Source organism: Mesorhizobium sp. ZC-5 (assembly GCF_025753855.1).
Lineage (GTDB): Bacteria > Pseudomonadota > Alphaproteobacteria > Rhizobiales > Rhizobiaceae > Neomesorhizobium.
In genome coordinates this window covers 1-3,292 of the sequence record NZ_JAOWPT010000035.1, presented here as the reverse complement: position 1 = coordinate 3,292, position 3,292 = coordinate 1, and the positions used below count along the sequence as shown (strand labels likewise).

At 60.4% G+C, this 3,292-nt stretch carries 1 protein-coding gene and 1 pseudogene; both read left to right on the top strand.

Going from position 1 to position 3,292, the window contains the following annotated elements; genetic code table 11:
• Window positions 1-297: pseudogene (locus OHD58_RS30275) on the top strand (calcium-binding protein); the annotation flags it as partial.
• Between the two features lie 875 nt (window positions 298-1,172).
• Window positions 1,173-3,292 (top strand): S8 family serine peptidase (locus OHD58_RS30270; RefSeq protein WP_263807284.1); only part of this gene is annotated, 2,120 nt, incomplete at its 3' end.

Below are 3,292 nucleotides of genomic sequence, written 5' to 3'. Positions count from 1 at the left end.
TTCAACACCGCCCTCAACGCCGCCGCCAATGTCGATGCCATCTTCGACTTCTCGGTGCCGGCCGACACCATCATGCTGGAGAACACCATCTTCTCCACGCTGGCCGCCGGCGTGCTGGCCGCCAGCGCCTTCCACATCGGTGCGGCTGCCGCCGATGCGCTCGATCGCATCATCTACAATGCCGCCACCGGCGCGCTCTCCTACGACAGCGACGGCACCGGCGCAGCCGCTGCCACCCAGTTCGCAACCCTCTCAACAGGACTTGCTATGACAAACGCCGACTTCTTCGTCGTGTGAGATGCACAGGCAGGTTTCAAGTTGCGCGCAAGCGTCAAGCAGGCGCCCGGGTTGATGGTTCACGAAGCCGGGGCAGCGACGCCGGATAGAGTGGAACGCATTCGGATTGAACCGGGGCACTCCGCCCTATCTGCTTGTTTTAGCCGCGTTTGTGCGCAGCCAGGTGATTCTACCTGGCTGCAAAATGCTCCAGGCAACGGCGCGTTGCCGATAGTTCTTGTTTCAACGAAGATACTGAAGATTATTCGAAAGACCGTGGCGCCATGCACGATAGACGTAACCGATATTTTATATTGTTTCCATACAATGTATTTACACGATATGTTCAGTGTATAAATTATATGACATACTACCTGTAGACAATCGTATCTAAATTCATTAGGATAGTGTAAAATACAAGAAAATGTTTAAGGTAGTAATTTTCTGCTTGGGGCCATCTCTGGTTGCCTGGTTGCAAGTCGTTCCATCCGAGCGATTGTATCCGGCGGTCCAGGGCAGTGAGGGATTCGTTGTGGCGGGAGGAAAGCGGGACTTATTTGCACAACAGGGCGATCAGGCGCGAATAACCGTAACCGGTGAGCGCGCGTCGAAGGGAAACGCGGTCGACTGTCCAACGATCCGGACAGATGACGGACAGGTTTATTCGATTTCCTACCTGGCTCCTTCGATTGCGATCGGCGACCGTGTCACGGTGACAGGTGTCATGGTTCACTCCGCGACATGCAGGGGCCCGGTGCTTCGCGCCGAGAACGTCGTTCACCAGCATTAACCCGCTTGCTTGCCGTTCAGTGATTGACGAGCGCCTTTTGGCGCTCGAAGTCGTGGCGGCTCCCTGTGAGCTGCCGTTTTCAGTTCGGCTAGAGGAGCAAATTCAAATGGCCATACCCACCGATCCGCTGCTCGCCACCCAGTGGCATCTCAATCAAACCGTCGTCGGACTCCTCGACCTCAATGTCCTCCTCGCCTGGCAGCTCGGCTATACGGGCGCCGGCACGTTCACCCTGGTGATCGACGACGGCTTCGACTACACCCACCCCGATCTCGCGCCCAACTACGACACGTTCCTCGATTTCGATTGGGACGCCAACAACAATGGCGACGGTGTCAACGACTTCGACCCGTTCGGCCAGGCGTCCGATGCACATGGGACCGCCGTCGCGGGCATCATCGGCGCCGACGACAACGGCACTGGCGCGGTTGGCGTCGCGTTCGACACCACCCTTGTCGGCTACCGCATCCATGCCTTCATAAACGACGGCTGGCTCCAGGATATTCGAGATTCCATCCACCATGCTGCGGTTACCACTGTGGCGGACGTGACCAACATAAGCCAGGGCATCGCCAACGACGAAAACAGCGAGTTCGGCGTCGGCTACAACGCGGCCCGCTTCGACGAGATCGAGACCTCGATCACCACCGCGGTCACGCAGGGCCGCGGCGGCCTCGGCATGACGATCGTCAAATCGGCCGGCAATTCGCGTACGGACGATTACGACGTGAATGCCGACGACTGGACGAACGATACGCGGCAGGTCGTCGTTGCCGCCGTCGACCAGGATGGCTTCGTCTCCAGCTATTCGAGCTACGGAGCCGCGTTGCTGGTGTCGGCCTTCGGCACGCCGATCGCGGGCGAGGTCGTCACCACCGACAGAGTCGGCGGCGCCGGCTACGATGTGGACGATTTCACCGAGAGCTTCAACGGGACATCGGCCGCCGCCCCCATGGTGTCGGGTATCGTTTCGCTGATGTACGACGCCAATGCGGGCCTCGGCTGGCGCGACGTGCAGACCATCCTCGCCTACACGGCGCGGCATGTCGGCAGCAATATCGGCACCGGCATTGCGGGCGCCGAGCGCTATGCCTGGCAATGGAACGCGGCGAGCAACTGGAACGGTGGCGCCCTGCATTTCAGCAACGACTACGGCTACGGCCTGGTCGACGCCACTGCCGCCGTGCTGCTTGCCGAAACCTGGCTCGACTCGACCTCGGCCCAGGCATCGAATAACGAATTCACCAATTTTGTGGACATGCTGAATGTCGCGACGGCTATCCCGGATGGCAACGCGACAGGGACGACCTTCACCGGCAACGCCACGTTCGACGATGAAGTCGAGCGCGTGACCGTCCAGATCACCTTCTCCACGACCTTCACCGCCGATATGGAAATCTATGTGACCTCGCCCGACGGCACGGTCAGCGAGCTGATCGACGATGTCGGCGGCGGCACCGATTTCAACGGCACCTGGACTTTCGAGACACAGGCGTTCCGCGGCGAGCGCGCCGCAGGCCAGTGGTCGGTACGGATCGTCGACGACGCCGGAGGCGATGTCCTCACGGTCAGCGACATCGTCCTGCAGACGTTCGGCCGGGCCAGCTCGGACGACCGCTATGTCTTTACCAACGAGTACGGAACTTTCGGGGGAGTGGCCGGCCACAACACGATCACCGATACGAACAACGGCATCGACCAGTTGAATGCCGCGGCGGTCACCAGCAATTCCATCGTCAACCTGACGGCCGGATCAGTCAGCACGATCGCAGGCCAGTCGCTGACGATTGCTGTCGGAACGAACATCGAGAACGCCTATGGCGGCATCGGCAACGACAACATCACGGGCAACGGCCTCAACAACCGGCTTGTCGGCGGTCGCGGCAACGATACGCTGAACGGCGGCATCGGCATCGACACCATGCTCGGCGGCGCCGGCAACGACACCTATGTCGTCGACAATGCCGGCGACATCGTCGATGAGAGCATCGCCGGTTCCAGCGGCACCGATACGGTCTATGCCGCCTTCTCCTACAGCCTGGCCAACTCAGCCACGGTGCTTGGAAGTCTTGAGCGGCTGGTGCTGACCGGCGCCGCCAACATCAACGGCACCGGCAACGGCCTGAGCAATCTCTTGATCGGCAACAGCGGCAACAACACGCTGAACGGCGGCCTTGGCACCGACACCATGCGCGGGCTCGGCGGCAATGACGTCTATGTCCTCGA